Source organism: Streptomyces sp. NPDC021080 (assembly GCF_044333225.1).
In the GTDB taxonomy this organism is placed as follows: Bacteria; Actinomycetota; Actinomycetes; order Streptomycetales; family Streptomycetaceae; genus Streptomyces.
Window position 1 is genome coordinate 38841 of sequence record NZ_JBIRQM010000020.1, and the last position, 24873, is coordinate 63713.

Consider the following 24873-nt stretch of genomic DNA (forward strand, 5'->3'; position numbering starts at 1 on the left):
CCGTTGGCGGTCAGAGAGGCGGGTGGGTCAGATGTCGGCGGCGGGGCCCGACGTCGGGTAGGGCGGCAGACCCAGTCCCTTGGTGTCGTGACCGGCTGCCTGGAGTTCCTCGACGGTGGCCAGCCGGATGCCGTAGTTCTTGCCGCGCTTCTGGACCATCCACCAGGTGTAGGTGTGGCCGTGGCGGATGTCGGGGGCTCTCTTGAGCAGGTCGACCATGTCGGTCATGAACATGGGGAAGGTGTGGCCGTCGGTGTCGGTCCAGGTGAAGCGGGCGGCCGACATGCCGCGCTGGATACCCTGGACGGTGAGCCATGCGGGGAAGGGCTTGTTCTCGCGCCACTCGTGGACGTGGTCGGGGTAGCTGGAGACCCAGTTGATGAGACTGCCGTTGCGGTCGTACGGGGCCTTCTTGAGCGGGGTGCGGGTCATGCTGCGAGTCCGATCTTGACGGGGCAGGCGCTGGCGGGGCACTTGCGGGCGGCGGCTCGGGTGGAGCAGCAGGCGACGGGTGGCGGGGTGCCCATCGCGACGTGTTCGCGGACGATGCGGTACTTCGCTTCCAGGCGGGCAATGTAGGCGTCGTCGCGGGGGATGGTGAACTCGCGCATCTCCCAGCCCTCGCTCATGGCGAGGAAGAGGATCATGGTCTGGACCTTGCCGGTCAGGGCCATGTACTCCTGGGCCTGGCCGTAGTACTTGGGCCACTTGATCTTGAAGGCGTCGAGGTCGTGGCTCTCGATGTGGCGGATCACCGGCGGCGCGCAGGTCTTCAGGTCGAAGATCCCCTCGCCGGTCTCGCCCCAGCCGGGGAGGTCGAGGAGGCCGTCGATGTGGCCCCGGCGGCCGAGGTTGTCGTCGCGGACGCCCCACTCGTTGCACTGGCCCTTGCGGCGGCCGTGGGTCTTCCCGCAGCACACGCAGGTCCCCTTGGGCTGCTGGAGCAGGCCCATCTTGGTCATGACGTGCTGAAAAATGTCGTGCATGGCCGAGCCCATGAGGACGGACATGCGCGGCCCGTACTCGAACTCGTCCTCGACCCAGCGGTCCGGGTGGGCGATGTAGTAGTACAGGCGGCGGGCGTCCATCGTGGGGTGCGTCGAGGGGTGGAACCAGCCGTCCGGCGCCCGGGTCGCGCTGTAGCTCTCGAAGGTCACGGCGAACTGCTTGGGGAACGCGCACTGCTGGACGGCGTTCTCGATCAGCGGGATCAGGACCAGGTCGCGGCTGAGGGAGACGACGCGGCGGAAGGAGGGCGTGAAGGCGGTCACCGGCGCCGCCTCGTCCGAGCCATCTTCGGCCGCTCCGGCGCTCCGTTCTCCTTCTCCCAGGCGACGGCCGTCTTGGAGAAGCGGACCAGGATCTCGGCATAGCGGGCCCGGTCGATCAGGGAGACCTCCGGGGAGGCGAGGCCGAGCATCTCGTGGGCCAGGTCGAAGAGCTGCTGCTCGGGGGTCTTCTCCTCGGGCTGCTCTTTCCTGTCACGGACCCAGGTCCAGAAGTTCAGGGCGTAGACGTAGGAGTAGACCAGGGAGCCGATGACGAAGCCGTACTGGCCGGTCGTTACGCCGTAGAAGGCCCACAGGCTCTGCACGCCGAGGCCGATGGCCCAGCCGAGGGCCTTCTTGCGTCCGGCGAGCAGCAGGCCGGTGCAGCCGATCAGGGTGAGGACGTAGCTCCAGGCGGGGTTCATCATGCTCCGGACCCCGCTTCGAGGACGGCGTGGGCCATGCTGGTGATGACAGGGACGCAGCGCGGCGCGGCTTCCCTGATGGCTTCCAGGACCGGCTTGGCCCTCTCCCACTGGCGGGCGGCTTCCAGCAGCTCGGCGAAGTCGAGGAGTTCGCAGGCGACGAGGTCGGCGTGGACCTTGCGGGCGTTGTCGTCGTAGAAGCGCAGGCCGAGCATGGGGCGCTCTCCCCCGGCCTGCTCGACGGCCTTGTCCCACATCGCGCGGGTGATGCTGAGGGACTTGGCGAGGGTGGACTTGCCGTCGACGGCGAAGGCGTACTGGGTGTCGAGGCGGTTGTGGCGGGCGTCGATCGGGTCGCGCCACTGGTTGCCCGACCCCCGGGACTGGCGCATCCCGAGGGTCTCGGCGAGGTGGGCCTCGTGGGCGTCGCCCATGTCCTTATTGAGGGACATCGCTGACCTCCATGGCGCGCATCTGGCGGCGCAGGCGCCAGGCCGTGAAGCCCTTGACCGGCTGCCAGTAGACGTTGTTGGAGCGCTTCCAGAACTGGCCGCAGGTGGGGCAGCGGACGTACTTGGTGACGGCGGCGGTGGGCAGGGGAAGGGCCCGGCACATGTGGAATTCGCGCCTCTGCACGTTCATCGGCGCAGGCCCTTGATCTTGCGGCCGAGGGCCTGGAAGAGGCGCTTGACGCGGAGCGGGATGCCCCACAGGCCGGTGTAGACCAGCTCGTACTCGGCGCCGCAGTCCGGGCAGGTGAAGGTGGAGACGGCGCCCTGACCGGCGTGGGGCAGGTTGCAGTAGTGGATGTCGCTCACTTCGGGGTCTCCTCGTCGGCGCAGGTGTACTCGGCGGGCTGGGGCCAGCAGATGACGGGCTGGCCTTCGCGGATGGGGTGCTGGTGGCAGTAGCAGCGGACGAGGCTGGTGGCGCCGGGGGCGTAGCTGAAGATCCCGGGGGTCGGCGGGTTGGCGGGGTCGACGGCCGGGGCCGGGGTCCGGTTCGCCTTCTGCGCCTGTTCCTTGCGCTGCTCCAGGCGGGTGTTGACGACCAGGCCGGTGGTGAGCACCATCCAGATGCACAGCAGGGCGGTCTGCAGGTCGGGCAGTCTCACGTTCACGCGGCTTCCTCGTCGTCGTAGGAGACGGTGTGCTCGGACTTGATCTCGCCGGAGATGGTCTTCAGGGCCAGTTCGCGGATCTGGCCGACGAGTTCGGGGTGCTTGGCGAGGTAGGTGAGGACGCCGCCACGGCCGGTCTTGACCTGGCCGCCGTCGGGGAACTCGTAGCTCACGCTGGACAGGCGCTTGATGACGCCGGTGGCCATGCCGAGGACGGCGGCCTCGTCCATCTGGTCGATGCCGACGGGGCCGTACTTGTCGGTGGCGACGTTGTAGAACCAGAAGTCGGCGGAGCGGCCCTGGGGGACGAGCTTGTTGCGGGTGACCTTGACGCGGAGCTGGCGGCCGACCTCCAGCTCCTTGGGGGCCTCGGAGACGGCGTCGGCGAGGGTGATCTTGCGGGTGGTCTCGCCAGTGCGGCTCATCTTGAGCTGGCTGGTGGTGTTGTACTTCAGCGCGCTGGGGCCTGCGGGCTTCTGGGCGCCCGCCATCCGGCCGCCGATGTCGGCGCGGTACTGGTTGATGAAGATCACGGCCGCGTTGTTCTCGCGGCACAGGCCCGCGACGCGCTTGACCATGCGGGAGATGACCTGGGCGTTCTTGCCCATGGCGGAGTCTTCGGCCTTCTTCTCGAAGGCGGCCTTGGACTCCATGCCGCCGATCGAGTCGACGACGACCAGGGAGACTTCGCCACTGCGCAGCAGCATGGCGATCTGGTCGGAGACGTCCTCGGAGTGGTCGGGGTAGAGGTGGTAGAAGCGGTCCTCGCCGAGGTCGACGCCGAGCTTCTCGGCCCAGTCGAAGTCGTAGGCCTGCTCCATGTCGATGACGGCGGCGGCGCGGTCGGGGAACATCTGCTGCGCGTTGGCCATGGTGAGGTTCGCCAGCGACGTCTTGCCCATGCCCTCGGGGCCGAGGATCTCGTGGGTGCGCTTGAGTGCGAACCCGCCGCCCATGGCGTAGTCGAGGGTGAGGCTGCCGGTGGGGATGAACGTGGGCGGGACCATCTGGTCGCGGCGGGTGACGCGGTCGCCGTAGGTCTTGGTGAGGTCGGCACGGAGCTTGGAGAGGCCCTTCGAGGCCATGTGCGGTCTCCCTGGCGGTAGGAGGTGTTCGCGGCCGTGGCGGTCGGCCGGTGGTGCTGGTGCTACTTCGTGATGATGTTGTCGAGGATCTGGCGGGCCTGGCCCGCTTCCCACTCCAGGGCCATCTCCAGCAGCGCGAGGCGCTTGAGCATGTACTTCTCGGAGTTGTAGTTGGCGGGTGGCGCGGTGCGCGGGTCGCCGTAGACGAGGCCTTCTTCGAGGCGCAGGATCGTCTTGCCGGTGGACTGGATGGCGTAGCCGAGGACCGGCTTGGTCATGCGCAGGGCTGTGCGGGCCACCTGGACGGCCTTGCCGAGGCGGGTCCAGTCGGCGCGGGTGTAGATGGAGCGGTCCGCGCCGACGACGTCCTTGGCGTAGGGCGAGTCGGCGGGGATGGTGAAGGCCTCGACGACGTGCTTGCGGGCGGTGCCTTCCTCCCAGCCCAGGACGTCGTCGAAGGCCGTCAGCTCGACGCGGCCGAGGATGTCGGCGATCTCGGGCGGGACGAACCCGGACTCCAGGGCGGCCAGGTCGCGGACGGACAGGCCGACGGCTCCGGCGACCTGCATCTGGGACAGGGCCAGGCGGGTGCGGGTCTCGCGGACGGCGGTGCCGAGGTTGGCCCAGTAGGGGTGCCGGATGTCGGCGATGACGTTGGCCATGGGAGGGGCTCCGTTCGGGAGGCGGGGGCCGGGTGGTCGGCCCCCGCCGGTGGTTCAGTGCTTGACGGTGGCGAAGGTGGACTTGCCGAGCGGGGTGGCGTCCTTGAACTGCGGCAGGCTCATGGGCTCGCTGTAGAGCAGGTAGGACTGGTTCGCACCGACGGACCACTCGACGTAGGCGCCGGATGTGGCGTCCTTGCCGTAGTAGGAGGTGCAGTTCGAGCTGCTGCTGTAGGTGCCGTCCATGGAGGGGCTCTGGACGAAGGCGTCGCCGTCGTACTGGCCGAGGTCGGCGCGGACCTTCTTCTCCGGCGGCACGAGGGAGACGCAGTAGGTGACGGGCAGGCCCTTGAGGATGAAGTAGCCCCAACGCCCCTGCGAGTCCTGGAGGTAGACGTAGGAGAGCTTGCCGGGGCTCTGGCCCCAGGTGTCGATCCAGAAGTTCTTGGTGTCCCGGGTCGGGGAGTACTTCATGGTGTGGGCGGGCTGGTTGGTCACCAGGCGGTCGTAGTCGCTGCTGACCGACGTGCTCTCGCGGGTGCGGGCGCTGGGGCTGCTGCTGCCGTCCCCGAGGCATCCGGTGGCGCTGAAGGCGATGGCGGCCGTCGTCAGGGCGGCGGCGATGGTGGTGGTCAGGCGGCGCACTGGGTCTCCTTGGCGTTCACGTCGAGGCGGTAGGGCAGGTCGGCGTCGAGGAAGGCCTCGCGGTGGTTCTGGGAGGCCTTGGAGTTGTAGGTGGTGATCGAGTCCGCGCGGGTGTTGCGCTGGGCCGTGATGACCTGCTGCAGCTGCGCCTTGCGGTCGTCGGAGGGGTTGGTGGTGTCCAGCTCCTGCAGCGCGTTCTTGATGGCGGCCTCTGCGGCCTGCGTGGACTGGCAGAGGTCGAAGAACTGCTCGTAGGTGCCGATGCGGAAGTCGGCGTTGGCGACGGTCTTCTCGCGGACGTCGCGGCGGCCCCGGTAGTCGGCGGTCTCGTTCTGGACCGTGCCGAAGGCGTAGATGCCGAGGGCGGTCAGGAGCGCGAGGGCGAGGATGCCGAGCACGGTGTAGAGGAGGGCGCGGGCGCCTGCGCCCAGGTCGCGGAGCATGGGTGGGCCTTTCGGTCAGACGGGCTGGTAGGCGACGAGGTTGAAGCCCCGGTCGGTCTTGCGGATTTCGGCGAAGCAGAGCTGGCCCTTGTTCAGGCGGTGCTTCTCGACGGCCCAGGCGTCCTGGTAGACCGCGACGCTGAGGGTGGACACCTCGGTCTCCAAGGTCACGAAGCCCATGGGGATGGAGCGGTGCGGGCGGGCTCCGGCGACGATCGCGGCGACGACGTAGTTGCCCTTGGGGCCGTCGGCGATGACGGTGGCGTTGTGCAGGCACGCCTGGCGGTCGTCCGGGGTGAGCCGGTCGAACGGCGTGGAGGAGAGGAAGCAGCCGAGCATCTCCAGCTCGATCTGGCGGATGTCCTCGTCCGTGTAGGGCTCGACCTCGTCGATGTCCATGGCGGGGCGCGGGGTGTACTGGCGACAGGCTTTGGTGCAGCGCTTGGGCGGCGGCTTGGCCTTGAGCTTCTTGCCGGTGCGCTTGTTGACCGGGACCGGCTCGGTGGACCAGTCGAAGCTGCACGGCAGGAGCTTGGCTTCGAGGTTGTCGACGGCCAGGGACTCGTCCTTGAAGACGCAGCGGGCGTCCTCGCCGGTCTTGGCGGCCAGCAGCTTGGCCTCCAGGCCGCGCCGGTTGGGTACGAGGCAGTCGAGCGCGCCGACCCGGGCCAGGAGGGCGACGACTCCGGCGTGGGCCTTGGCGCCCTTGCGTGCCTGGAAGTCGTCCCAGCCGAGGTAGGGCTGGTAGGGGGTGAGGTCGTCGACTGCGCTCTCGCCGACGCCCTTGACGGAGTCGAGGCCGTAGCGGATCGCGTACTGGTCGGGGTCGACGGAGAAGCCCCGGCCGGAGAGGTTGATGTGCGGGGGCTGGACGGCGACGCCGACGCGGCGGGCCTCGCGGACGAACTCGGGCAGGCGGTCGTTCTTGACGACGCTCATGACGGCCACGAGGAACTCGCGCCGGTAGTTGACCTTGAGGAACGCGGTCCAGTAGGCGAGGAAGGCGTAGGCGTACGCGTGGCTCTTGTTGAAGCCGTACTTGCTGAACTCGGCCATCTGGGCCCAGAGTCGGGCGGCGTCGGCCTGGGGCATGTCGGCGCGGGCCAGGAACTCCTGCCCGGCCGACTCGATCGCGGCGACCTTCTTCTTGCCCAGGATCTTGCGGACGGTGTCGGCCTCGGACTCGTCGTACCCGGCGATGATCCGGGTGACGGCCATGACCTGCTCCTGGTAGATCATGGCGCCGTAGGTGGGGGCCAGGACGCGCTCCAGACGCGGGTCGGGATAGGTGACGGCCTGCTCTCCGGCGCGGCGGCGCAGGTAGGCGTCGGTGAGGCCGGAGTTCATCGGGCCGGGCCGGACGATGGTGATCATGTCGGACAGCTCGGCGATGTTCTTCGGGCGCATCCGCTCGCACAGCCGGGTGCCGCTCGGGGTTTCGATCTGGAAGATGCCGAGGGTGTGTGCGCGCTGCAGCTCGTCCCAGACGTCGGGGTCCTCGAACTCCTTGTCCCAGGCCTCCAGGTCGATGCGGATGTCGTAGCGGGCCTGGACGAGGTCGATGCAGAGCTGGATGGTGTCGAGGGTGCCCAGGGTGAGGATGTCGAACTTGATGCCGCCGATGGCCTCGACGTCGTCCATGGACCACTGGGTGACCATCTGCTCGACGTCCTCGATCGCCCGCATGGGCATCCACTCGGCGATCGGCACGGAGGTGGAGATGACGACCCCGGCAGCATGGCGGCCGTAGCTCTTCAGGCGGCCGACGAACTTCTCGGCCATCGCGAAAAGTTCGGGGTAGCGGTCGGCGTAGGGCTGGAGCTGGTCGCCGTGCTGGACCCACAGGTCCTCCCAGGACATGCCCAGTCCGGCGGTCCCGGCCTCGGCCTCCTTGATCAGCTCCTTGACGGCCTTCAGGTCGGCCTCGGCGCCCTCGGGCAGCCGGGACTTCATGGCGCGCAGGAGGTTGTCGAGGACGGCCTTGTTCTTCAGGCGGCCCTCGGAGCCGATGGTGACGACGCGGTCGGCGCCCCAGCGCTGGCGCAGGTAGCCGAGGATCTGGCCCTTCTTGCTGGCGGGGAAGTCGACGTCGAAGTCGGGGAGGCCCTTGCGGCCCTTGGTGAGGAAGCGCTCGAAGAGGAGGTCGTGCCGGATCGGGTCCAGCGAGGTGATGCGGGCGAGGTAGGCGACCAGGGATCCCCCGCCGGAGCCGCGCCCGGGCCCGACGAGGATGCCGTTCTCCTTGGCCCAGCCGACGTAGTCCGCGACCATCAGGTAGTAGCCGCAGAACCCCTTCTCAACCAGCAGGTCCATCTCGCGGTAGAAGCGGTCCTTGTAGACGCGGTGCTGCTCGTCGTTGTAGATGGGCAGGCGGTCCCAGTTGGTCCGGCACAGCTCGCGCAGGCGCTCGACGTCCTTCTTCGGGTCGCCGGTGAAGCTCGGGGTTACCTGGTCGCCTTCGATGCGGGCGGTACAGCGGTCGGCCAGAACCACGGTGTTGGCGATGGCCTCGTTGGCGACGGCCGCGCCGAGGTAGGCCAGGCCGGAGCGGACGTGGTCCTCGTCCGTGATGTAGAGGCCGAGGTCCTCTGCGAAGAGGTCGGCCTCGTCCTGGACGTCCTTCTGGGTCTGGCAGGCGATCCATACCTGGTGGGCGTGGGCGTCGTCGGCCGTCGGGAAGTGACTGTCGACGGTGGCCAGCAGCGGCAGCTTGAACTCACGGGCCAGCTCGACCATCGCGTTGTTGACCAGGACCTGCTCGGGCATGTCGTTGGGCTGCAGCTCGACATAGAGGCGGCCGGGGTAGATGTCCATGAGGCGGGTCAGGCGCTCGCGGGCCAGCTCGGTGTCCCCGGCCTTGAGGGCGACGGCCACGGGGCCGCGCAGGCAGCCGGTGGAGGCGATGACGCCCTCGCTGTGGCGGGCCAGGGTGTCCCAGTCCATGCGGGGGCGGCCGTAGAAGCCGTCGCGGAAGCTCTCGGTGCTCGCGGCCCAGATGTTGCGCAGGCCGGTGTTGTTCTCGGCGAACAGGCACAGGTGCCAGTAGTGGTTCTGGAGCGCCCGGGCGGGCGGGACGGGCTTCTCGTTGCCGTCGTCGTCCGTCTTGGTGTGGCCGTGGAAGCGGGGGTCGTCGTCGGGGATCGTGTCGCCGCGCATGAGCCGGTCGTCGGTGAGGTTGGCCTCGATCCCGAAGATCGGCTTGATCCCGGCGGCGTCGGCCGCGCGCTGCAGGGCCGGGTGCCCGGAGCAGTTGCCGTGGTCGGTCAGGCCGATCGCGGTCTGGCCGTGGCGGGTGACCTCGGTGACGATCTCGTCCAGGCGGGAGAGGCCGTCGAGGGGGCTGTACTCGCTGTGGACGTGCAGGTGGACGAATCCGGCCGGGCGCTCGGGCCGGGTGCTGCCCCAGGCTTCGAGCTGGTCGAGGACCTCGTGGTAGGTCGGGATGCCGTCCGCGTCGGAGAAGATCGCGGTGTGGGCGTGGTTCATGCGCAGGTGGCCGTTGCCCAGGTCGCGGGCGTGCTCGTCGACCAGGTGGGAGGGGGCGGCGCAGATGCCGTCCTGCAGGGGGAAGAGCATCCCGGCCGCGCCGTCGGTCAGCGCACGGCGCCAGGTTGACGTCGTGACGTCAAGGGGGGTGTGGCCCGCGACGAGGAGCCAGCGGGTGCCGTCTTCGTCGTGCTCGACGAGGGCGGGCAGGTGGAGGGTCAGGCCGCCGACTCTGTGTTCGGCTCCTGGAAAACGCTCGGAGGCGTAGGAGGTGACGAGGCGCAGCACGGTGGTGGGTCCTTGCGCGAGGAAGGGTTGATGGACCGGCCCGCCTCGGGGGTGGACAGGACAGACACCCGAGGCAGGCCGGACGAGGGGACCGGGGCTGGATCAGCCGCCGGTCGGGGCGCCGAGGTTGCGGATCTTGTCGCGCATGTCCGGCGAGAGGCCCGCGTCAGATACGGGGCTCTGGAGGTTCATCATTCCTCCGACTGCGACGGCTCCCGTTGCCGTCGCTGCAGCGGCACCGGTGTCGGTGACGTTGCCGTCCTTGTCGACCTCCTTGGAGGGGTCGAAGAACCGGGCGTAGTACTCGTCCGAGGCCTTCTCGGCGACGATCGCTTCGAGGACGACCTGGCGCTCGGAGACGGTCCGGGTGTACAGCTCCCAGGCCGGGGTGCCGGGCTTGAGGTCCGGGATCGGGTCGATGGGCACGATCTTGTAGTTCGTGTCCGTGCCGGTGCCGTCGCGGGTGACCGCGAAGTCGCGGTCGGAGACGGTGCCGTAGAGGCCGTGCAGCGCCTTGAGGTTGGCGAAGAACCCCTTCATGGGCTGGTTGATGACCAGCAGGCGCGGATAGTTGACCTTGTTCCCGGTCGGCTTGCCTTCGGCGTTCAGCTCGTCGACTTCGTCGATCTTGTCCCGGACGCCGATGACGACGCCGTTCTTGGACGGGCCGCCGAGGGCGTCGGAGCCGTCGCCGCGCACCAGTTCACGCTCGACCGCGAGGGCCCAGACGCGGATGCGGGAGGAGGCGACCTTGCCGAAGGAGTTCTTGGCCTTGCTGTCGCAGATGTAGCAGTCCCCGTAGTGGCCGTCGAAGGCCGGGTCCTTGCGGCAGACGCTGGTCATGGCCTTGGGCCACTTCTCGACCCCCTTGGGGGCCGCCTTGGTCGGCACGAAGGAGTGCTGCTCGACGTAGATCCAGTCGTCGTGGTCCGTCAGCAGGCGGATGACGGTGGAGGCCTGGTCCTCCTTGAGGGAGAAGTAGTCCGGGCTCTTGTCGCGGCGTCCGCCGCTGGCGTTGGACTCCTTCTCGGCTTCCTGGGCGGCGCTGCCGCCCTTGCGGAAGGTCATGACGGGGCTCGTGTTGGCGGTCACGAATGCTCCTGATGTTCTGATGGCGGGTGATGTCGGTTATCCGACTGCGGCAGTGGCGGCTGCCGCGATCAACTCCTCCGTCACGGGCTGGCCTTCGTGGAGAAAGAACACGGGGGTCCCGAGGTCCTTCGCCACGAAAAACGGCTGCCCTGGAATGCCGTGGAATCCGACCGCGAATCGCGGGCAGTTCCTGGCCGCCAGGGCCCTGCCGAGCCCTTCCCTCCACTGGTCCATCCTCGACACGTCGTCGCAGGTGGAGGCCAGGAGCAGGTAGGAGTACGGCCGGGTTTCCGAGGAGCTGGGAGAGGGTTGGCGGTCCCTCGTCCCGTCATCACTAAAGCGGTCCCCGGGGGTGGAATCAAGAAATTCGTTCTTCGGTTCTTCGGGCCCCAGTCCGTGAGATTTAAGAATGTCTGCGGCGGTGTCCCGGGTGCCGTGGACGGCGTTGTGCGCGGAGGCGAACCGACTGGCCCGGCGCAGGAGTTCGGCGTGTACGTACCGGTCCGGGAAGGGCTGGCCGAGGGGTGCGGCGTCGTAGCGGGCCCGTGTGTCGGCGTTCAGGAGCTGGTGGAAGACGTAGGTCAGCCGGGCGTCGCTCTGGCCGTCGCGGGCGGTGTAGGCGGCCAGCAGCTCGCGTCTGGTGGCCCCTGGCGTCACGCCGAGGGCCCGGTAGTAGCCGTTGACGTCGTGGCACACCACGGCCGCCCGTACGGGCACCAGGGCGGTGCTCGTGGACACGATGGCGGTGTCCGGGCGGCCGACGAGCTGGAGAGGCGGCTGCTCGGCCACGCCTACTCCCCCTCGGTGTCCGTCTCTTCGCCCTCGACGAGGATGCCTGCGCGCTGCGCCTCGGTGAGCGAGACGGCCGTACGGACGATACGGCCTTCCTCGGTGTCGTCCGTAATCAGAGTGCCTGTGCCGTGCTTCTTGAGCATGCGAGTCTCCTTCGGGTCACCCCTTGGGCTCTCGCAGTCAGGCCCGACAGGCTCCCCGGTGGGCGGCGTTGAGGCAGCGGTGGCAGAAGAGCTGCTCCGGCCGGGTCCAGACCGGCCAGGGCACGGCGGTCTCCAGGACGAGGTCGAAGACGTCGTCGCTCAGGTCGGCCGGGTCGCAGGCGAAGGGGCTCTGGACGACCCAGTTGTCGCAGAAGGCGCTGGCGCGTTGCGGGGCTCCGGGCGACCGGACGCGGCTGCCTTCGGGCTGGTAGCCCTCGATCGTGCGCCATCCGGCCTCGTCATTGTCCATCCACCAGATCAGTTTTCGGCGGCCCTCGCCGAGGTGGCGGATCTGCAGGTCGGTGACGACGCTGCCGAAGGTGGCCTCGATGTCCGCGTGGTGCTGGTGGCGCAGGTTGCTCATGGGCGACTCGACGACGATGACGTCCCGGCGGTAGGGCCGGTGGTCGTAGATCGTCTCGTCGCGGGGGAAGGCAGGGGTGCTCAGGTACTTCGGGCCGTCCGGGTCGGCTCCCGGCAGGCGCCGGGACTGCCAGCCGACGAGCTGGTCCTTCCACCAGTGCGGGATGACCGCGCGGGGGCCGGTGCGCACGCGGGCCTCCGGCGGGCCCATGAAGCCGTCGGGGTCCGTGCAGATGCCCATGTGGACGGCCGTGGTGATGCAGACCTTGCGCTCGTCGAGGATGTAGTCCGGGATGCCCTCCTTGAGCCAGCGCTCCAGCATGCGCGGGCTGTAGACCGGCAGGGGGGCTCGGGTCTTCTCGGTGTACAGCGAGTCGAAGAGGTCGAGGAGGACCGGGAGGTCCATGGCCCGGGTGAGTCCGGCCTCGCCGGAGAGCCACTGGCGGGCCTGCTCGATGTCCTCGTCGCCGCGCACCGTGGCGATCAGCCACAGCAGGGTTCCCCGGGCCTGGCAGCCCAGGCAGTTGAAGAGCAGCTTGGAGGCGTTCAGGGCGCCGGTGGGGTTGCGCTGCTGGTCGTTGTGGTAGCCGCCGACGGGGCAGGCGATGATCAGCTCGTCGCCCTGCTCGCGCAGGACGTCGATGCCGATGGAGGCCAGGGCGTCGCGGGCGAGCTTGGCCTTGTGGGCCTCGGGCAGGGCGGTGAGCTGGTCGAGGTCATTCGGCATGGATCACCAGTCCGGCTTTGACCCGGGCCATGTCCTCGGCGGTGGCCGGGCGTTCGCACCACTCGAAGCCGCACGAGGTGCAGGCCCGGCAGAGGTGCTCGGTGGTCTCGTCGGGGATGTCTGCGGGGTCGTCGGCCATCGCGACGGCGACGGCGCGCTTGTCCTGGCACATGCCCGCGACGACCGTGTCGTGGTACTCGGTGATGGTGGGCCTGACCAGGCATTTGGGGCAGCGGCCCTCGGGTTCTCCGCCGAAGGGGCGGAGCCAGAAGCGGTCGGTCATGCGGCCGATCCCTCCTTCTTGGCCCTCTTTTGCTCGCTGTTGGCCTTGCGGTTCGCCTCCAGGCAGCCGCACTCGATCCCGGACTCTCCCTGGCGCCGGTGGCGCCGGTAGGCGGCAGGGGATGGGCATTCGGCGTGGGCCCGCTCCTTCTTCGGCTTGGCGGCGCGCTCGGCCGCCCGGGCGACGCGGTAGGCCTCGCGGCAGCCGCAGGGGCCGGGGTCCTCCCTGAGCTTGATGTGCCGCTTGTAGGAGCCGTACGAGGGGCACTTGGACTTGACCCGGGCGCCGCCGCGCTTCTTCACGGGCTGGACGAGCTTCCTTCCCTCGCGGCGCTTGGCGTCGTAGGCGCGCTCGCGTTCGCGGCGGGCCTCCAGGCAGATCTCGCACTTCTCGCCGAGGGCCCGGTGGAGCATCAGGGCGGGGTAGGTGCCGCACTCCGGCCGATCGTCGTCTTCAACCTGACCGATGGCCTGGTTGCGCTCGACCTGGGATTCGCCGCCCCAGACGCCCCACTCGCGGCCGTCGCGGCCCTGCTGGCGGCACATGAAGATGGCCGGGCAGGTCAGGCAGAGGGACTTGGCCTCGCGGACGGTGGGGTGGTCGGGGCCGCCCATGGTGTCGAAGAGCGCCGGTGCGGTGGTGCAGGGGAAAGTGGTCACCGGTCCGCCTTTCGCAGGAGTGAGCAGGTGTCGGGGGTGGGGCAGAGGGCCTTCGCGCGCAGAAGGCGTGAGTGGGGGTAACTGTCTGCAGCGAAGGCCTCGGGACACGGCTCCGAGGTGACCTTGACTGCTTCCTTGCGGCCTCCCAGGCAGGGGGCGTCGTGCAGGAGCCGCCGGACGAGGTCGCGCCTCATGAACTCCCCGACGTCGAAGAACTCGTCGCCAGAGATCATGGCCACCGTCGTCAGCTCGTGCTGGATCGGGTCGGTCACAGGGTCACCTCTCCGAGGGAGTGCTGGGTGCCGTACCAGGGCTCCCAGGCCATGCGCCAGTTCTTGAGGTCCATGCGTCGGGAGGCGAGCATCTGCAGGGTGGCCATCCCGGCGGCGATCTCGGTCTCGGAGCGCATCAGGCCGAACACCCAGGAGCTGTAGCGCTCGATGGCGGCCGACTCGGCGAGGTGCTGCAGCTCCAGGCGTCCGGCCTTGCTGGCCGCCGCGACGCCCTCGCGATTGATCTGGGCGTTCAGGAAGATCGGTACCTGCTGGCGGCCGGTGGTGATGATCGTGGACAGCTCGGCCATGATCTCGGCGATCTTCTGGTGCTGCGCCCGGCGGGGGTCGGGGCTGGGGTGCTCGATGTGGCTGAGCTGGTCGATGATGATCGACTTCGCGCCGTAGGACTGGGCCTGGCGGATCAGGGCGGCCGGGGTGCGCCGTCCGGCGTCCGGGGACAGGATGTGCAGGCCGTCGCGGAGGTCGGCCGCGTTGACGGCGAGCCACTCGCGGACGCGGTCGATCTCCTCGGGGCTGCAGGTGCCCTTCTGGTACTCGCGGTAGTCGACGCAGCAGATCTGGCAGGCGAGCCGGTCGTAGCTCATGGTCACGCTGTTCTCCAGCGTGTAGAGGACGGTGACGCGGTCGCGCTTCCACTCGGTGTGGGCGACGTGGGTGGAGGTCCAGGACTTGGCGCCCTTGGGCGGGGCGGCCCAGGTGCAGATCTCGCCGTCGTGGATGCCCAGGCAGTGCTCGTCGACGGCGAGGATCCCCAGCGACATGCCGCTGATGACCTTGGGGGCGGCTGCGCGCTGGTCGTAGCGGGCGAGGCTGGCCTCCAGGCCGGTGATGCCCTCGACCTCGGCCGTCCGGTCCCGGACGGCCATGGACAGCTTGTGGAAGGTCGCGGCGGCGCGGTGGATGGCTTCCACGCGCTCGTGGATCTCGGCCTGGGCGATCTCGACGGCGATGTCGCGCTGGACCCGCTGGGACTCGGCGAGGACGTACTGGGAGCGGAGGTACTCGATCGCTGCCCAGACCTCGTCGACCTGTACGTCCGCCTCGGGGAGGGTGACCTGGCACTGCTCCAGCCGCTTGCCCCACTGCTCCATGAGCAGCTCGCGCGAGGGGGCCTTGGTACGGCCGGAGCGGTGGAAGTACTCGACGGCGTAGGCGACGACGTCGCGCATGCCCTCCATCGGGATGCACTCGGGCGCCAGGCCGGTGTCGGCGAGCTGCTCCAGCGCGTCGACGTCGGTGAGCGAGGCGTACAGGGTCGCCTCGGCATGGGTACCGCTCATCCCTGGGGCAGCCGGTCGACGTCGTCGGCGACCATCCGCAGGCCCATGACGGCGCCCATCAGCTCGGCGTTGACGTCGGCCTCGGCCTGCACCATGACCACGCTGGCGAGGTAGCGGATGGCGTCGCCCGGGGTGCGCCGGAGGAAGGCGACGTCGCCGGGCTTGCTCGCCTCGATCTCGGCCGGGGTGATCTTGGCGCGCTCTTCCGCGCGGTCGGCCCGCGCCGACTGGCGGCGGGCCTCCTTGATCAGGCCCGCGATCCGCTTCTTCTGCTCCTCAATCTTCGCCTTGGCGTCGGCGAGTTCGTTGCCGGGTGCGTGGAGGCCGTTGGTCATCCGGCCGACGGCGAGGTCGAGGCCCGCGACTTGGGCCGTGACCTCCCGCAGGCTCTTGCGCAGCGCGGTGAGGCTGACGTCGACCCCGGTGATCGCCTGGTTCACGCCTGCGGCGGAGTAGGCGGCACGGCGCGTCTGCTCCGAGTGCTCGGGATTCGTCAGAATGCGCGGCACTCCCGCAGCGATCTGGGCGATCCGGCGCTCGCGGGCCTCGGGGTTCGGGGCGAAGAAGATGTCGTTGAAGATGTCGTTCTCGGCGTAGGTCATGGTCACACCGCTGCAATCGGTCGGGCGAGGCCGAGGGCGGCCTCCTGGGCGGTCAGTTCGCGGCGGCGGGGCCGGAAGTCGGTGCCGGTGACCTCGATGAAGTCGGCCGACTCGCTGAGCAGGCTCATGACGTAGCCGCCGTACCCCTCCTGCATCTGCTGGGGGGTGAAGTTGGAGGTGATGGCCATGGGCCGGGAGTCGGAGACGCGGGCCCGGACGATCTGGTCGACCATCGCCTCGACCATCTCCAGGCGGCCCTTGTGCTCCTTGCCCATGTCGTCCATGCCGAGGGCGTCGACGTTGCGTACGCGGCGGGTCCACTGCTCGCGCTCGGCCTTGTCGCGCCAGGAGCTGGTGAACAGATCGATGATCTCGTTGAACTGGGAAAAATGAACCTGGTAGCCCTGGACCATGAGGGTCTTGAGCAGCAGCGTGAGCAGGAGCGTCTTGCCGGTGCCCGGGCTGCTGGACCACAGGACGAGGTTGCGGCCGTCGGAGACGCGGCGGGCCGCGTTCAGGGCGTAGTCACCGAGCTGCGCGACGATGGCCGGGTCCACGCTGGTGACGTCGTCCCAGGTGAGCCGCTGGTAGTTGAGCCCGATGCCCGCGTTGAGGAACCACAGGTGCATGAGCCACTGCGCGGTGCAGTCGCACTCGTAGGTGGCGATCTCGGTGCGCGAGGAGTCGGCCCACCAGCGGTAGGTGTTGCCGTTCTGCTTCAGGCAGGTCTTGCACTCGCGCTTCGGGTCGACCCACAGCTTGGGGTAGGTGGCCTTCAGGCGCTCGAAGTCCGGGTTGGACAACGGCATGCAGGCGTCGGGCTTGGGTGGCGGTTTCAAGGTTGGCGGTCCTTGATGAGGGCCCGTGGCGGGCGGGCCGGTGGATCAGATGAGGGCGCTCAGGTCCCGGGCTGCCATGGGGCTGTCCTGCAGCCCGTAGGCCTGGAAGATCTTGTGGCGCTGGATGTGCTTGTTGAGCAGCCCCTGCTCCCAGAGATCCATCATCCGGTGCCAGGCCTCGCGGTCCTGGGGAACGTGCTTCTCGGGGTGGCTGCAGCAGACGTCGAAGCCGCCGTGGCGGGCGCACTCGATCTCGCCGTCGCACAGGTAGGCGTCGGGGCAGCAGGTCGGCTCGGGCGCCGGGTACGCGACGTACCCCATGGCGACGGACTCAGACACTGGCCAGCCGCTCGCTGATCGGGCCCGCGAAGTAGCCGTCGTTGCCCTTGGCGAAACGGGTGATGGTGACCGGCGCGTTCAGCCAGAAGCCGTCCTGCTGCTCGAAAGCAAAGCAGGCGATGGGTCCGGCCTGGTTGCCCCAGCGGGCAGCGAAGCTCTTGAAGATTGCGGTGATCTTCACGGTCTCGTAGTGGGGCTGGGGGCCGTGGCGTTCGGCGATGGACCGCAGGACGTAGTCGCGGAGCTGCTGCCAGTCCCAGTCCATCGGGGCGGAGAGCCTGTCGCTGGCCGCCATGGAGACGGGGCCTCGGGCTCCGAGGGGGCGGGCGGTCACGGGGGGCGCTTCGGCGGCCGTGGAGGCCTTGCCGTACGGCGCAGCGGGGGCGAAGTTGATCAAGTTGATAGCTCCAACCTGGCGGGCGGCTGGGCACGGCAAATCAGCGGTGCATGCCGTGGGTGTTGCCTCTTGGCGGGGAGGCATCTTGAAGCTATCTCGGCTGCGTGCCGGGGGCAAGAAACTGCCCTACCAGAGTTCTCCGCTGATCAGGCGGCGGATGGTCTGGGTCATGCCGTAGTGGTCGAGGAAGGCGTAGAGGGCCTTCCAGGCGCCGTCCTGGCCGGGCGTGACAGGGATGAACGGGGGCACGCCGGTGGGGATCATCGTGTACGGCACGTCGCGCAGGTCGACGAGCTGGCGCCAGGTGGCGACCTCGCCTTCGTCGCGGGCGGTGGCGATGGCGGGGTGATCGATGAGACCGACGTCCCAGGAGGCCTTCGAGAGGTGCTTGACCGCCCACTTCATGCCGATGCCGGGCACTCCGGGGATGCCGTCGCCCGGATCCCCGGCCAGCGACATGGCGAGGGGTATCTGGGCCGGGGTGCAGCCGAAGTGGTCGAGGACCTTGGCCTCGTCCCAGCGGTCGGTGGGGGTGTCGGCGGAGGAGATGCGGATCTGCTCGCAGGGGTGTCCGGCCGGGTTGGCGCCGGTGAGCTGCAGGAGGTCCTTGTCGTTGGACAGGATGGTGATGGGCTCGTTCAGGGTGCGCCAGTACGCGGCGATCAGGTCGTCGGCCTCGAAGCCATCGAGGCGGGCCTGCGGGATCCGGCAGCGCGCGAGGAAGCCGGTGACCAGGTCCCGGGAGGTGCTGCGGTAGGCGTCGGTGTGCTGCGGGCGGTCGGCCTTGTAGCCGGGGTGCAGTTCGGTGCGCCAGCCGTAGCCGCCGTCCCAGCAGACCATGATCCGGTAGGGCTTCTCCTCGCGGACGTAGCGGGAGAGGGTGGAGACGAAGACGACGAGCGCGCCGGTGTCCGTGCCGTCAGAGCTGTGCATGGCGGACCTGCGGGTGGCCTCGACGGCGCGGTAGAGCAGGTTGTTGCCGTCGACCAGCAGGGTGGGCCGGGTCACGTGATCTTCTTTCCGTTCGCGTCGGTGAGGCCGCCGTACTGGTGGGCCACGGCAGTCAAGATCCGCGAGGCGGACTGGAGGGTGTAGCCGTCGATGGCCCCCTGTCCGTAGAGAGCCCAGGCCAAGCGCTCTATGTCGGGGAGCGTAAGGCGCCTCTCGGGCCGGTTCGCGCGGCCAGTGATGAAGCGGAATCGAAGAGGCGCGCCCCTCAGGTGAGGAGGGTGGTTCTTGATCGTATTGCGCAACCAGTTGTCGTTGCGCCCGAACACCCAGGGGGCAATCCCACCGATGGAGAAGTGCGGCTTGTACAGCTTCTGCTCCGGGTCCGTGAGCTTGTACCGGAGATCGGTCTCTTCCGCGAAGTCCTCGTCGTAGAGGACGAAGACGTTAAGTGCCGGGTCAGCCTGCCTGGTGTCCTCATAGGGTTCGATGATGGCGGGGTGGTCAGATTCGTTTTCCATGACGGCCTTTCATACGCCACTACCTCCGGCCGGGAGGTCCGGCCGGAGGTGCGGTCATGCATATTCCCTCGTGGAGGGCGTTGTGGCTACTACCGGAGCCTGACGCTGTTGGTGCCGTGCGAGGCCTCGGAGATCAGCGTCATGATCTCCTGGGTGCGCTCGCGGCGCGCCCTGGACAGGAGGCCCTTGGTGAACTGGGCCGGGTCGAGTTCGCGGTACGTGACCTCGCGGGTGAAGGCGAGGAACTCGGCCTTGGTGATCTGCTTCTCTTCGTACGCGGCCAGCAGGCGCTCGAAGCTCAGGCGGCTGGAGCCCTTGCTCTTCTCGCGGACGAAGCGCTTCTCCTTGCCGGGGACCGGGGCCTCCAGGCGCTGCTCGGCGCTGCTGCCGCCGATCAGGTAGTGCCCCTTGTCGTCGACGGGCGTCTCGCCGGGCTTGGCCTTGCCGCTCTTCTCGGCGGTGACATCGAAGTGGCCGGAGACCGCGTTCTTGATCTTGTCTTCGCGCGCCTTGAGGGCCTTGAGCGCGAGGCCGATCTGCTCCGACTCGTCGATGAGCGCGGCCAGCTCGGTGTTGCGCAGCACCCGGGGGGTGGCCGGGAGAGTGACCTTGCCGACGACCTCGGGGAGGATCGCGGTGACGCGCAGGATCTCCGTCTTGAAGTTCTCCTCGGCGACCGGGTCGACCTTCTTCTTGACGACCGGCTTGTCGGTGGCCGCCGGGGCCGGGATCTGCGCGAGCTTGTTGAGGAGCGTGGCGAGGTCGGCGCCCGGGTCGGCCTGGAGGGACTTGGTGACGGCCTCGAAGTCGTAGGTGGGGACGAGCTGGACGGCAGTGCCCATGGTGATGCTCCTCGTGCTTTGTGCGGTCTATCTTGGCGTGAGATGAACTCTACCCCAAATTTGGGGTAGGGATCAACCGGCTCAGAAAGCGGGCTGCATGTCCTGGGCGTAGAAGGCCTGGACGTCGGCGAAGGCCGTGGTGCGGCGCGCGGGCGGCAGGGCGGCCTGGATCTTCTGGCCCCACCAGGAGGAGGACAGGCGCGAGTCGAGGATCGCGACGACGCCCCGGTCGTCGGTGGTGCGGATCAGGCGGCCGAAGGCCTGCTCCAGGGTGAGCGTCATGGTGGGGATGGCCAGGTCGACGAACGGGTTGCCGCCCCGGTTGCGGATGGCCTCCTCGCGGGCCATGTGGATCGGGTCCGTCGGCACGGCGAAGGGGAGCTTGTCGACGACGACGAGCCGGTTGGTCCTGCCGGGGAAGTCCATGCCGGTCATGAAGCTGCGCAGGCCGAACAGGACGGAGTCCTCGTCGTCGCGGAAGCGGGCCGCGATCTCCTTGTTCGTCAGGTCAGCACCCTGCAGGAAGGACTGGCAGCCGATGTCCTGCAGGCGCGGCCACAGCGTCTCGTAGGCGTCGTTCATGGCCTTGCGGGAGGTGTAGAGCAGCATCGCCCCTCCCCCGGCCATGCGGACCAGCTCGAAGGAGGCCTCGCGGGCCCAGGTCTCCCAGGCGTCGCGGCTGGCGGCGGCCGGGGACGGCACGCCGGACTCCGGGACGTAGAGCATGGCCTGGGTCGGGTAGTCGAAGGGCGTGCCGACGTCGAGGATCTCGGCGCCCTCCAGCCCGAGCGAGCGCTGGACGTAGTCGAAGCGGGACTTGCCGACTCCGGCGCTGAGGGTGGCGGACATCAGGACCGAGGGGACGCGGCTCCACAACTCCTTGCGGAGGTAGTCGCCGACCTCGATCGGGGCAGTCTTGATCGCCCAGCGCGGGCCGCCCTCGCGGCGGCGGTCGCCGTACGTCTCAGCCCAGCGCACGACCTTGTCCGGCTCGGCGAGGAGGATCTCCTTGATGTGAGCAAGGTAGTTGCCGCCCTGGGTGCTCAGGCGGGCCTTGACGTCCTCGTAGCGCTCGGCGGCGCCGCGCTCGATCTTCGCCTTGCGGAGCATGCTGAGCAGCTCCATCAGCTCGACGAAGAGGGACTCGAACGCGGTGAAGTGCTCGGTGATGAAGTCGGTGCCGAGGGTGGCCCGCTCCTCCTTGCCCAGGGCGTCCACGATGGCCGCGCCGACCTCGTCGAGGTGGCGCAGCACCTTGTCCTGCTGCATCTGGGCCCCGGCCTCGGAGCCGCTGTGGACGTTGATGAAGTTCACGACCTGGTCGGTGTAGCGGATCAGGCCGCCCTGCTTCACGTCGAAGCCCAGGTGGGAGGTCGCGGTCGCCTCCAGCTCGTGCGCCTCGTCGACGACCAGGCCGTCGTAGTCGCCCAGCAGGATGTGCATGCCCTCGCCGGTGGCGCTGGAGCGGCGGGTCTCGCGGTAGAGCTTGGTGTCGAGCATGAGCACGGCCGTGTTCGTGACGACGATGCCCGCCTCCATGGCGCGGTCCTTGTGTGCCATGCCGAAGCAGGTCGCGGCCATCGCGCACTTCGAGCGGCCCGGGCACTCGTCCTGGGAGGCCGACAGCAGCGACCACTCGGTGCGGTGGTCGAGGGGGGTCTGGATGTCGTCCTTGTCGCCGGTGTGCGTCAGGTTGCCCTCATCGTCGGTGGCGTTCAGCTCGTCGAGGAGGTCCTTGAGCTGGGCGATCTTGGGGCCCTCGGCGAGCTTGACTTGGCAGTTGCCGGTCAGAATGTTCCCCGCGAGGACGAAGGACTCTGTGGTCGGCACCGTGGCGCAGTAGACCTTCTTCGTCACACCAGTGAGGCGAAGCTCCTCCACGGTCCAGCGGCGGCGGGTGCGCTGGCGCTTCACAGTCTCGTTCGTCGCCTCCCAGCGGCGACGGTGCTCCTCGATGAGGAAGAAGTCGGCCTGGACGGAAGCAGCGCTGAGGGTCAGCGTGTAGAGCGCGCTGGGCTGGCCGTCGAGGTTCTTGCCGACGCGCATGTTCGTGCTGATCGATCCGTGGTCGATGCCGAGGTGCGAGCACACCTGCATCACGAACTCCAGGTGCTCTCGGGTGGCACTGGAGATCGAGGAAACCCCGCGCTTGTCCACGCTGCCGTCGGCCGCGAAATACCCAGCAAGCCAGCCGTAGAGGTAGCTGGTGTTCACCTCAAGGCTGGGCAGGTCCTTGAAGTAGGAGGGCAGCCCTCGGATATGCAGGACCTTCTCTGCGTAGCCCTCTCGGGGCTCCTCGTCCCAGGTCTGCGGAGCGCCGTTGAAGTACCGAGCGAGAGGCCAGTTCTTCTCGCCGTGCAACTGGATGTGGCACGCGCCGGGGTGGCGTCCGCCGTCGGTGCTGCGGAAGCGGCTGCCATCACCGAAGACGATGCCGTGGGCGATACCGAAGGCGCTGGGCCTCATATTGCCGAGGACGCGGTTCTTGGGGCCGACGTAGCGCAGCTTGTCTCCGACGTGCAGGTCGCGGGTGACGACCTCGGTGACGGATGAGATGTCGTTGGCGTTGCGCTGGGTGAACCAGCGGTGGTCGGCGGTGGTCTCGATGACCTTGCGCTCGCCGTTGCGAGTCAGGGTCATCTCGACGATCTCCTGCTCGCCGAACTCGGAGACCTTGCAGTCGACCCACTCTCCGTTGCCGTCGAGGAGAGTGGCCGTCTGGCCGTCGAGGTCACCGATGCACTTGTGGCCCTCGTAGGTGACGACCTCGACGTCGGGGCCGAAGCAGGCGAAGTTGCTGATGCCCTTGAGCGGTGCCCAGGTGAAGTCGATGCCCTCCTTGCCCAGTTCGCGCTCCAGCATCGGGAGGTCAGTTCGGACGTACTGGTTCATCAGGGCGATCGTGGAGGTGGCGACGACGTACCGGCCGCCCCGGCGGCTGGCGTGGACGAGGGGGATCATCGCGGCCAGCGACTTGCCGGTGCCGGTCCCGGCCTCGGCCATGAGGACGCGGGGCGCCCCCTCGGCTTCGATCTCCTCCTCCAGGCGGTCCATGAAGGTGTGCTCGATGTAGAGGGCGAGGTTCAACTGCTGAGGTCGCTCGCGGTAGTTCGGCAGCGCCTTGGCGAGGACGGCTTGGGTGGAGAGGAAGGTTCCAGGCAGGGCTGAAGGCATGGTGGATGGCCCCTAGACAGCACGTGGCGGGTTATCTTGGCGGATTTCGCACGTTACAGAAGCGCCGCCGGGAACTCACGAAACTCGTCCGTTGGATCTGTGGGGGCGACACGCCCGCAGGACTTGCATTTTTCCCCGGGGTCCCCATGAGGGCTCCGAATGATGTTCAATGGCCTCCGGGCCCTACCCGCCACTCCGGGCCCCCACCACCATGCCTGCCGGTCAGCCCTGCTGTTTCCGGCGTCCGCCAAAGGGAGCTTCGACCGTGGACACCTCGTAAAAGCTGGAGGGGCGCTAGACCCACCACAGGTCCGCGCCCCTCACGTACAGCTCGGCCCCCGCCTGGGGCCTCATCCAGCCGACTAACCACCGGCCAGGACTGGAACCCAATTCCGCCAAGATCCGGGCTCCAACCAGGCAATGCGACCTATTCGGTCTGACCATCGCCCTCACGGTGTTCAGGCCCTCACCAGTTGACGAATGAAGGGCCGAGCACTCGTGCTTGCTCATTTTAGTGTCTCCAGGGCAATGCTGCACGCCCAACGTGACCAGAATCTCGATGTTGCTGCTGCAACCGTTACCCTGGCCGACGCCTCCGGGCGTGACCTGCACCAAAACCACTGGTCCCGCCGGTTCCCGCCTCTCTCGCCCCGCATGTCCCGGGTGATGATCTACGGCGACACCGAGAACCGCTACGGCTCCACCGATGCTTCCAGCCTGCAATCCGCGAAGTCCAAGCACGGGCACGCGACCACCGCCGCCCTCGCCGCCGCCGCCGTCCGCTACGGCTGGACCCGCGACCAGCTCACCGAGGCGTTCATCGACTGGACCTCGGCAGGCGGCAGGCACGTCCGCAACATGAGCATGCCCTCGGCCCACAAGTACATCGACAGGGTCTGGGAACGCGCGGTCGAGTGCGTCGGCGGCGGCGTGATCATCGGCAACCGCCAGGACTCGATCATCGACCTGATCGCCCTGCGCGACAAGATCACCAGCTCCTCCTGGCGCGGCACCTCCGGCTCCACCGACCTGCGAGTCCTGCTGGCCCACTGGAAGGCCGCCTACCGCGCCGGGGGCCGCGTCTACACGCTCTCCCACCGCGAGGCCGCCGAGATCGCAGGGTGCACCGCAGGGACCGCCTACAAGGCCTCCACGAAGCGTCTGCAGGGCTGGCTGCGGCTGATGGAGTCCGGCTCGGGTGAGAAGGGTTCCGAATGGATGCTGCTCGACGGCCGTTCTCAGCGACGACACACCCCCAAGGGGGCGCAGCCTGGGGGGGCTCATTCGAGTGTGTCGAACGTGAGAAACGGTGACCTGGACGGGGCTGTAATCACCCGGCTGATGTCCCTGGACGCCTTCGCCCACCGGGGCCTCGGAGCGTCCTCCCTGAAGCTGCTGGCCGCACTGAGCAGGCAGGATCGTCAATCTGCTGGTGAGCTGACCGAGTCCGCGATGGTCAGTCTCCCCACCGCCTACCGCCACCTGAACCGCCTTGCCGAGCACGGCCTGGTCGCCCGCGAGGAGACCCTCTGGACGCTCACCCAGACGGCCCTGGAGGCCCTCTCTGGCGCCTGGGACGGCTGGGAGGCCGTGGCGGCCCACGTGGGCACCGAGGGGGTCTCACAGAGGCGTGCAGAGCTTCACAAGGCCCAGAGGCTGATCTGGCACGAGATCACCCTCCCTCGCCTGCGCCAGCGCCGTGCCGCCGACGTGACGCCGATCCGCGGGGACGAGGTCGAGGCAAGCTGGAGGTGGGGTGACGAGCTGATCGACCCGGTCACCGGCGAGATCATGGAGGACTTCGCCATCGCCTCGGACGGCAGACTGATTCTGGTTGACGAGGAGCCCAGCTACGACGAGCTGGTCCGGCTCCACTGGCTCAACGGGAAGTGCCCGACGTTCCAGTTGCTCTCCAGGTAAGCCAGTTCCCCCAGATCAGAGCACGTACATGGTCTTGCCAGGCTGTTTCCGCTCACCTAGTGTCCCGCTCATGCAGCGACCAATTCCCGCCACGCGCTGTCTGCCCCGCGAAGAAGCCAGGGCAGCCCTCGATGGCATACGCCGGAACCTGAAGTACCGAGGTCTGACCAGGGA

General features: G+C 68.5%; 29 protein-coding genes. 1 reads left to right on the forward strand and 28 read right to left on the reverse strand.

From position 1 onward, the window contains the following. Positions 1-27: 27 nt before the first annotated feature. The 28 genes from ACH4S8_RS37395 to ACH4S8_RS37530 form a co-directional block, all read right to left on the reverse strand. Positions 28-432, reverse strand: coding sequence for a hypothetical protein (locus ACH4S8_RS37395; RefSeq protein WP_398402349.1), 405 nt, complete (start codon positions 430-432; stop codon positions 28-30). Then, on the reverse strand, positions 429-1271 hold the full coding sequence (locus ACH4S8_RS37400) for a hypothetical protein (protein ID WP_398402351.1): 843 nt from the start codon (positions 1269-1271) through the stop codon (positions 429-431). The genes ACH4S8_RS37395 and ACH4S8_RS37400 overlap by 4 nt, the downstream gene beginning before the upstream one ends. Next, a complete protein-coding gene (locus tag ACH4S8_RS37405; RefSeq protein ID WP_398402353.1) occupies positions 1268-1696 on the reverse strand; it encodes a hypothetical protein in 429 nt (142 codons plus the stop codon). Before ACH4S8_RS37405 ends, ACH4S8_RS37400 begins: the two co-directional genes overlap by 4 nt. Continuing rightward, positions 1693-2145 (reverse strand): hypothetical protein, encoded by a 453-nt coding sequence (locus tag ACH4S8_RS37410; RefSeq protein ID WP_398402355.1) that lies wholly within the window; start codon positions 2143-2145, stop codon positions 1693-1695. Before ACH4S8_RS37410 ends, ACH4S8_RS37405 begins: the two co-directional genes overlap by 4 nt. Further along, positions 2132-2335, reverse strand: a complete 204-nt coding sequence (locus tag ACH4S8_RS37415) for a hypothetical protein (protein ID WP_398402357.1) — start codon at positions 2333-2335, stop codon at positions 2132-2134. The genes ACH4S8_RS37410 and ACH4S8_RS37415 overlap by 14 nt, the downstream gene beginning before the upstream one ends. Continuing rightward, positions 2332-2511 (reverse strand): hypothetical protein, encoded by a 180-nt coding sequence (locus ACH4S8_RS37420; protein WP_398402359.1) that lies wholly within the window; start codon positions 2509-2511, stop codon positions 2332-2334. The genes ACH4S8_RS37415 and ACH4S8_RS37420 overlap by 4 nt, the downstream gene beginning before the upstream one ends. Continuing rightward, entirely contained in the window at positions 2508-2813 is a 306-nt protein-coding gene (locus ACH4S8_RS37425; RefSeq protein ID WP_398402361.1) for a hypothetical protein, read from the reverse strand. The genes ACH4S8_RS37420 and ACH4S8_RS37425 overlap by 4 nt, the downstream gene beginning before the upstream one ends. Next, entirely contained in the window at positions 2810-3898 is a 1089-nt protein-coding gene (locus ACH4S8_RS37430) for a hypothetical protein (protein WP_398402363.1), read from the reverse strand. Before ACH4S8_RS37430 ends, ACH4S8_RS37425 begins: the two co-directional genes overlap by 4 nt. Positions 3899-3960: 62 nt before the next feature. Further along, positions 3961-4560, reverse strand: coding sequence for a helix-turn-helix domain-containing protein (locus ACH4S8_RS37435; protein ID WP_398402365.1), 600 nt, complete (start codon positions 4558-4560; stop codon positions 3961-3963). Positions 4561-4614: 54 nt separating this feature from the next. Next, positions 4615-5205, reverse strand: coding sequence for a hypothetical protein (locus ACH4S8_RS37440; protein WP_398402367.1), 591 nt, complete (start codon positions 5203-5205; stop codon positions 4615-4617). Then, positions 5193-5648 (reverse strand): hypothetical protein, encoded by a 456-nt coding sequence (locus ACH4S8_RS37445; protein ID WP_398402369.1) that lies wholly within the window; start codon positions 5646-5648, stop codon positions 5193-5195. The genes ACH4S8_RS37440 and ACH4S8_RS37445 overlap by 13 nt, the downstream gene beginning before the upstream one ends. A gap of 15 nt (positions 5649-5663) precedes the next feature. Further along, the gene (dnaE, locus tag ACH4S8_RS37450; protein WP_398402371.1) at positions 5664-9422 is read right to left on the reverse strand and encodes a DNA polymerase III subunit alpha; all 3759 of its coding nucleotides are present in this window, start codon (positions 9420-9422) and stop codon (positions 5664-5666) included. Between the two features lie 102 nt (positions 9423-9524). Continuing rightward, entirely contained in the window at positions 9525-10514 is a 990-nt protein-coding gene (locus tag ACH4S8_RS37455; RefSeq protein ID WP_398402373.1) for a hypothetical protein, read from the reverse strand. A 36-nt stretch (positions 10515-10550) separates the two neighbouring features. After that, positions 10551-11303 (reverse strand): hypothetical protein, encoded by a 753-nt coding sequence (locus ACH4S8_RS37460; RefSeq protein ID WP_398402374.1) that lies wholly within the window; start codon positions 11301-11303, stop codon positions 10551-10553. Positions 11304-11305: 2 nt separating this feature from the next. Next, complete coding sequence (locus ACH4S8_RS37465) at positions 11306-11449, reverse strand: hypothetical protein (protein WP_398402375.1); 144 nt, start codon at positions 11447-11449, stop codon at positions 11306-11308. A 37-nt stretch (positions 11450-11486) separates the two neighbouring features. Beyond that, the gene (locus ACH4S8_RS37470; RefSeq protein ID WP_398402377.1) at positions 11487-12599 is read right to left on the reverse strand and encodes a hypothetical protein; all 1113 of its coding nucleotides are present in this window, start codon (positions 12597-12599) and stop codon (positions 11487-11489) included. Next, the gene (locus ACH4S8_RS37475; protein WP_398402379.1) at positions 12589-12882 is read right to left on the reverse strand and encodes a hypothetical protein; all 294 of its coding nucleotides are present in this window, start codon (positions 12880-12882) and stop codon (positions 12589-12591) included. The genes ACH4S8_RS37470 and ACH4S8_RS37475 overlap by 11 nt, the downstream gene beginning before the upstream one ends. After that, positions 12879-13541, reverse strand: coding sequence for a WhiB family transcriptional regulator (locus ACH4S8_RS37480; RefSeq protein ID WP_398402381.1), 663 nt, complete (start codon positions 13539-13541; stop codon positions 12879-12881). Before ACH4S8_RS37480 ends, ACH4S8_RS37475 begins: the two co-directional genes overlap by 4 nt. After that, entirely contained in the window at positions 13538-13813 is a 276-nt protein-coding gene (locus ACH4S8_RS37485; protein ID WP_398402383.1) for a hypothetical protein, read from the reverse strand. The genes ACH4S8_RS37480 and ACH4S8_RS37485 overlap by 4 nt, the downstream gene beginning before the upstream one ends. Continuing rightward, a complete protein-coding gene (locus tag ACH4S8_RS37490; protein ID WP_398402385.1) occupies positions 13810-15117 on the reverse strand; it encodes a DnaB-like helicase C-terminal domain-containing protein in 1308 nt (435 codons plus the stop codon). Before ACH4S8_RS37490 ends, ACH4S8_RS37485 begins: the two co-directional genes overlap by 4 nt. Then, entirely contained in the window at positions 15114-15719 is a 606-nt protein-coding gene (locus ACH4S8_RS37495; RefSeq protein ID WP_398402387.1) for a hypothetical protein, read from the reverse strand. The genes ACH4S8_RS37490 and ACH4S8_RS37495 overlap by 4 nt, the downstream gene beginning before the upstream one ends. 2 nt (positions 15720-15721) lie before the next feature. Then, complete coding sequence (locus ACH4S8_RS37500) at positions 15722-16558, reverse strand: ATP-binding protein (protein ID WP_398402389.1); 837 nt, start codon at positions 16556-16558, stop codon at positions 15722-15724. Between the two features lie 45 nt (positions 16559-16603). Further along, positions 16604-16897 carry a hypothetical protein gene (locus tag ACH4S8_RS37505; protein ID WP_398402391.1) on the reverse strand — a complete coding sequence of 98 codons (294 nt, stop codon included), beginning with the start codon at positions 16895-16897 and terminating at the stop codon, positions 16604-16606. Then, positions 16890-17294: a hypothetical protein gene (locus tag ACH4S8_RS37510; RefSeq protein WP_398402393.1), complete on the reverse strand. Its 405-nt coding sequence runs from the start codon at positions 17292-17294 to the stop codon at positions 16890-16892. The genes ACH4S8_RS37505 and ACH4S8_RS37510 overlap by 8 nt, the downstream gene beginning before the upstream one ends. A 126-nt stretch (positions 17295-17420) precedes the next feature. Next, a complete protein-coding gene (locus ACH4S8_RS37515) occupies positions 17421-18302 on the reverse strand; it encodes a hypothetical protein (protein ID WP_398402395.1) in 882 nt (293 codons plus the stop codon). Next, on the reverse strand, positions 18299-18763 hold the full coding sequence (locus tag ACH4S8_RS37520) for a hypothetical protein (protein WP_398402397.1): 465 nt from the start codon (positions 18761-18763) through the stop codon (positions 18299-18301). Before ACH4S8_RS37520 ends, ACH4S8_RS37515 begins: the two co-directional genes overlap by 4 nt. Before the next feature lie 89 nt (positions 18764-18852). Continuing rightward, complete coding sequence (locus tag ACH4S8_RS37525; protein ID WP_398402399.1) at positions 18853-19605, reverse strand: hypothetical protein; 753 nt, start codon at positions 19603-19605, stop codon at positions 18853-18855. Positions 19606-19686: 81 nt separating this feature from the next. Continuing rightward, positions 19687-22779, reverse strand: a complete 3093-nt coding sequence (locus ACH4S8_RS37530; protein WP_398402401.1) for a helicase C-terminal domain-containing protein — start codon at positions 22777-22779, stop codon at positions 19687-19689. Between the two features lie 654 nt (positions 22780-23433). On the opposite strand from ACH4S8_RS37530, the gene ACH4S8_RS37535 reads away from it, so the two are divergent. After that, positions 23434-24699 carry a MarR family winged helix-turn-helix transcriptional regulator gene (locus tag ACH4S8_RS37535; RefSeq protein ID WP_398402403.1) on the forward strand — a complete coding sequence of 422 codons (1266 nt, stop codon included), beginning with the start codon at positions 23434-23436 and terminating at the stop codon, positions 24697-24699. Positions 24700-24873: the final 174 nt, after the last annotated feature.